Source organism: Streptomyces sp. NPDC034099 (assembly GCF_055575415.1).
In genome coordinates this window covers 1-6,083 of the sequence record NZ_JBVISR010000035.1, presented here as the reverse complement: position 1 = coordinate 6,083, position 6,083 = coordinate 1, and the positions used below count along the sequence as shown (strand labels likewise).

General features: G+C 75.1%; 1 protein-coding gene. It reads left to right on the top strand.

The genetic code is table 11. The features are described from left to right. On the top strand, positions 1-6,083 hold a 6,083-nt coding region (locus ACZ56V_RS39415), incomplete at both ends, for an amino acid adenylation domain-containing protein (protein WP_468948750.1).

Genomic DNA, 6,083 nt, shown 5'->3' with positions numbered 1-6,083 from the left:
GACAAGGGCATGGGGCACGGTCTGCTGCGGTATCTGAACCAGGAGACGGCGGCCGTTCTGGCCGGGCGTCCGACCGGGCAGATCGCCTTCAACTACCTGGGCCAGTTCTCGGCCGGTACCGACATGCCCGAGGAGCTGCGGGGGCTCGGTTTCGGCCAGACCCCGGGGATGAACGAGCTGATCGCCGTCCCCGACGCCGACATGCCCGTGATGTCCACCCTGGAGATCAATGCGCTCGTCACCGAGTCGGGCAGGCTCACCGCCCGAGTCGGGTTCCCGACCGGCGTGCTCTCCCGCGACGAGGTGCGGGAGCTGGCCGACCTGTGGGAGTCGGCCCTGACCGGGCTCGCGCGGCACGCGGGCCGGCCGGACGCCGGCGGGCTGACCCCGTCGGACGTACTGCTGGCGCCGGTGCTCCAGCGGGACCTGGAACGCTGGGAGGCACGCTTCCCGTCCCTGGCGGACGTCTGGCCGACGACCCCGCTCCAGCAGGGCCTGCTCTTCGAGTCCGAGGTGTCGGAGGCGACCCAGGACGCCTACCAGATGCAGTTCGCGTACCACCTGTCCGGCCCCGTCGAGCCCGAGCGGATGCGGGCGGCCGGGCAGGCGCTGCTCGACCGGTACGCCAACCTGCGCACCGCGTTCGTCCCCGACGGCTCCGGCGACCTCGCGCAGCTGGTCCTCGACGACGTCGTCCTGCCCTGGCGCCACCTGGACCTCGCCGGGGCCGGCGAGGAGGAGTTCCAGCGGCTGCTGGCCGAGGACCGCGTCCAGCGCTTCGACCCCGCCACCCCGCCGCTGCTGCGCTGCACCCTCGCGACCCGCGGCCCGGACCGCGCGGTCCTGGTCCTCACCGCCCACCACGTGCTGTTCGACGGCTGGTCGGTACCGACGCTGATGCAGGACCTGCTGCGGCTGTACGGTTCCGTGGGCGACCCCTCCGCCCTGCCCAGGGTCCGCCCCTACCGCGACTTCCTGGTGTGGCAGGAACGCCAGGACCGCACCGCGTCCGCCCGGGCCTGGGCCGACGAGCTGGCCGGGTTCGACGAGCCGACGCTGCTCGCCCGGGAGAAGGACGCCGGGGCCCGCGTGGACGACGTCGGCCATGTCGACGTCCCCCTCGCGCCGCAGCTCGCCCTCGACCTGTCGGCCCGCGCCGCCGACCTCGGCGTCACCCTCAACACCCTGGTGCAGGGCGCCTGGGCGGTGCTCCTCGGGCAGCTGACGGGCAGCCAGGACGTGGTGTTCGGCGCCACGGTCTCCGGGCGTCCGCCGGCCGTGCCGGACGTGGAGTCCATGGTCGGCCTGTTCATCAACACCCTGCCCGTGCGGGTGCGGATCGCGCCCGGCGAGACCTTCGCCGAGCTGCTCGCCGGACTCCAGGCCCGGCAGGGCGCGCTGCTCGACCACCACCACTACGGCCTGACCGAGATCCACCGGACCGTGGGGACCGGCACCCTCTTCGACACCCTGGTCGTCTTCGAGTCCTACCCGGTCGACCACGTCGGCCTGAGCGAGGCCAACGACACGGCGGGCGTCGCCATCACCGGCATCACGCCCTTCAGCGGCACCCACTACCCGGTGACCGTCATGGCCGACGCCGACCCCCACCTGCGGCTGTCCCTGCAGTACCAGCCGCACGCCCTCGACCGGGCCGCGGCGCGGACCCTCGCCGGGCGCCTGGAGCGGGTGCTGCACTCGCTGGTGACCGAGCCCTGGGCGCCCGTCGGCACGGTGGACGTGCTCACCCCGGCCGAGCGGGAGCGGGTGCGCGGCGCCGCGGCGGTCACGAGGGCGCCGGACGCGACGGTCCCCGGCCGGTTCGAGGAGCGGGCGGCCGCCACGCCGGACGCGGTGGCCGTGGTGTCGGGCGAACGGCGGCTGACCTACCGGGAACTCGACGAGCGGGCGAACCGTGTGGCGCACCGGCTGCGCGAGCACGGCGCTGGCCCCGAGACGCTGGTGGCCGTCGCCCTGCCCCGCACCTGCGACCTGGTCGTGGGGCTGCTCGGCGTACTGAAGTCGGGCGCCGGCTACGTGCCGGTGGACCCGGAGTACCCCAGCCGGCGCCTGGAGTTCGTCCTCGGCGACGCGGCTCCCGCGCTGGTCCTCACCGACCCCGGCTCCGCCGCGGCCCTCCCCGACACCGGCCTGCCCGTGCTGCACCTCGCGGCGGCCGAGGGCGACGACCCGGCGCCCCTCACGGACGGCCCGCACCCGGACAACGTGGCGTACGTGATGTACACCTCGGGCTCCACCGGGGTCCCCAAGGGCGTCACGCTGACCCACCGCAACGTCACCGGCTGCCTGCCCGCGCTCGCCGAGGCCGTCGGTGTCCGGGCCGGCATCCGCACCCTGGCCGGCGCCTCGGTCAACTTCGACGTGTCCGTGTTCGAGATCTTCACCACGCTGACCCACGGCGGCACCGTCGAACTCGTCCGGGACGTGCTGGAGCTGGGCGAGCGGGACCACTGGGACGCCGACGTGATCAGCTCGGTGCCGTCGGCCTTCGCCGAACTGCTCGACGGCCTGCCGGGCCGCGTCAGCCCGCGCGCCGTGGTGTTCGCGGGCGAGGGACTGCCGGCCGCACTGGTGGCCCGCGCCCGGCAGGCCTTCCCCGGGCTGCGCGTGGTCAACGGCTACGGCCAGACCGAGTCGTTCTACGCCACCGCCTTCACGCTCGGTCCCGACGACGCGTTCGGCGGCGACGGCGCCGCGCCCATCGGGGAGCCGCTGGAACACGTCCGCGCCCAGGTGCTCGGCGTGGGCCTCGGGCCGGTGCCGCAGGGCGTGACCGGCGAGCTGTACGTCGCCGGCGACTCCCTGGCCCGCGGCTACCGCGGCCGGGCGGCGCTGACCGCGGAACGGTTCGTCCCCGACCCGTACGGGCCGCCCGGGTCGCGCATGTACCGCACCGGCGACCTGGCCCGGTGGACCGCCGACGGCGGGCTGGAGTACGTCGGCCGCGGCGACGGCCAGGTCAAGATCCGCGGCGTGCGGGTGGAGCCCGGCGAGGTGGAGGCGGCCCTGACCGCGCACCCCGGCGTCGCCCAGGCCGTGGTCGTCGCCCGCGAGGGCCACGGCGGCGGCACCTCCAAGTACCTCGCCGCGTACCTGGTCCCGGCCGGCGAGGAGGCACCGGGCGACCTGCGCGACTTCATGTCCGCCAAGCTGCCCGACCACATGGTGCCGACCGCGTTCGTGCCGCTGGAGCGGTTCCCGCTGCTGCCCAACGGCAAGGTGGACCGGGCCGCCCTGCCCGCGCCGGAGTTCACCGGCGTCGCCCACCGGGCGCCCCGCACCACGACCGAGGACGCGCTGTGCCGCCTGTTCGCCGACGTGCTCGGCGTGGACCGGGTCGGCATCGACGACGACTTCTTCGTCCGGGGCGGCCACTCCCTGCTGGCCACCCGCCTGGTCAACCGGGTCCGTGCCGAGCTGGGCGCCGAGATCGGCGTCCGGACCGTCTTCAACGCGCCCACCGTCGCCCGGCTCGCCGGGCACCTCGCGGCGGGCGGACCGGCCCGGCCGCTGCTGAGCGGCCCGCGCACCCGCCCGGAGCGGGTGCCGCTGTCGTACGCGCAGACCCGGCTGTGGTTCGTGGACCGCTTCGAGGGGCCCTCGGCGACCTACAACCACGCCTTCGTGCTGCGCCTGCGGGGCTCCTTGGACGTCGCCGCGCTGCGCGGCGCGCTGCGGGACCTGGTCGCCCGGCACGAGGTGCTGCGCACCGTGATCGGCGAGGAGGACGGCACCCCGTACCAGCGGGTGCTGCCCGCGGACGAGGCCGCGCTGGACACCCCGCTCGTCGAGGTCACGGCCCAGGGCGCCGACGCCGCGCTGGAGGACGTGCTCGGCCGCCCCTTCGACCTCGCCACGCAGATCCCCACCCGCACCGCGCTGCTGCGGCTCGGCGCACACGAGCACCTGCTGGCACTGGTGATCCACCACATCGCCGTCGACGGCGAGTCCATCGCCCCGCTCGCCCGCGACACGGCCACGGCCTACGCGGCCCGCCTGGACGGCACCGCCCCCGACTGGCCGGAGCTGTCCGTCCAGTACGTCGACTACACCCTGTGGCAGCGCGAGCTGCTCGGCGACGAGAACGACCCCGGCGGCGTGCTGCACGCCCAGGCCGCCTACTGGCGCGGGGAACTGGCCGGCGTACCGCAGCCGTTGCGGCTGCCCACCGACCGGCCGCGGCCGTCCGCGCCCAGTCACCGCGGCGACGTCGTGGAGTTCGCCCTGCCCCCGCACGTCGCGGAGGCCGTCGAGCGGATCGCCCACGACCGGGGCGCCACGGCCGCGATGGTGCTCCAGTCCGCCCTCGCGGTGCTGCTCGGACGGCTCGGCGGCGGCGAGGACATCACCATCGGCTCCCCGATCGCCAACCGCACCGACGACGCCCTCGCCGACATGGTCGGCTTCTTCGTCAACACCTGGGTGCTGCGCGCCGACCTGTCCGGACACCCGTCCTTCGCCGACGTCCTCGGCCGGGTCCGGGACAAGGCGCTCACCGCGTACGACAACCAGGACGCGCCGTTCGAGCGGCTGGTGGAACTGCTCAACCCGGAGCGCTCCACCGCCTACCATCCGCTGTTCCAGGTGATGTTCGCCTGGCAGAACATCACCAGGGAGAACTTCCGGATGCGCGGCCTGGAGGTGGCCTGGGAGCCGTCCTTCACCGGCACCGCCAAGTTCGACCTGTTCTTCAACATGGGCGACATCCCCGGCCAGGGCGTGATCGGCCATCTCGAGTACGCCACCGACCTGTTCGACCGGGGCACCGTCGAGGACCTCGCGGCCCGCTTCGTGCACCTGGTCGAGCAGCTGGTCGCGGCCCCCGAGCGGCGGATCGGCCTGCCCGGCGTCCTGCTGCCGGGCGAGGGCGAGCGGCTGGACGCCCTCGCCGGGCCCGGCCGGCCCGCCCCCGACGCCACCGTGCCCGGCCTCGTCGGGGCGCAGGCCGCGGCCCGGCCGGACGGGACCGCCGTCGTCTGCGGCGACCGGGTCCTCACCTACCGGGAGCTGGACGAACGCTCCGAGCGGATGGCCCGCGTCCTGCGCGGGCACGGGGTGGGCGCGGAGTCCCTGGTGGGTCTGGCCCTGCCCCGTTCCGCCGACCTGGTCGTGGCGATGCTCGGCATCCTCAGGTCGGGCGCCGCGTACGTTCCGATCGACCCGCGCTTCCCGAGCGCCCGCCTCGGCCTGATGCTGGAGCAGGCCCGCCCCCGGCTGCTCCTCGCCGACGAGGAGTCGGCGGCCGCGCTGCCCCGGCACGACGTACCGGTCCTCTCCCCGGCCGCCCTGGACGCCGAGCCCGCCGGCACCACCGGCCCGCCCGCCCCCGTGCACCCCGACAACGCGGCGTACGTGATGTACACCTCGGGCTCGACGGGCGTCCCCAAGGGCGTCACGATCACCCACCGCAACATCGCGGCCTGCATGCCCTCCCTGGTGGCGGCCGTCGGCCTGGAGCCGGGCGGCCGGGTCCTCGCGGGCACCTCCGTCAACTTCGACGTGTCGGTGTTCGAGATCATGACGGCGCTCACGACCGGCGCCACGGTCGAGGTGGTCCGCGACGTCCTGGAGCTGGGCGAGCGGGACACCTGGCAGGGGAGCGTCGTCAGCTCGGTCCCGTCGGTCTTCGCCGAACTCCTCGACCAGATCGCCGGCAAGGTGCGGGTCGACACCCTCGTCTTCGCGGGCGAGCCCCTGCCCGCCGCCCTGGTGCGACGGGCGCGCACCGCCTTCCCCGGGGTGCGGGTGGTCAACGGGTACGGCCAGACCGAGACCTTCTACGCCTCCGCCCACACCCTCCGGGGCGACCAGGAGTGGGAGGACGGACCCGGAGCCCCGATCGGCACCCCGCTGGACGGGGCCCGGGTGCACGTCCTGGGCGAGGGCCTGCTGCCGGTGCCTCCCGGCGTCCCCGGCGAGCTGTACGTGGCGGGCGGCTCGGTGGCCCGCGGCTACCACGACCGCCCGGGACTGACGGCGGAACGCTTCCTTCCGGACCCGTTCGGTCCGGCGGGCGCGCGGATGTACCGCACCGGCGACCTGGCCCGCTGGAACCGTGACGG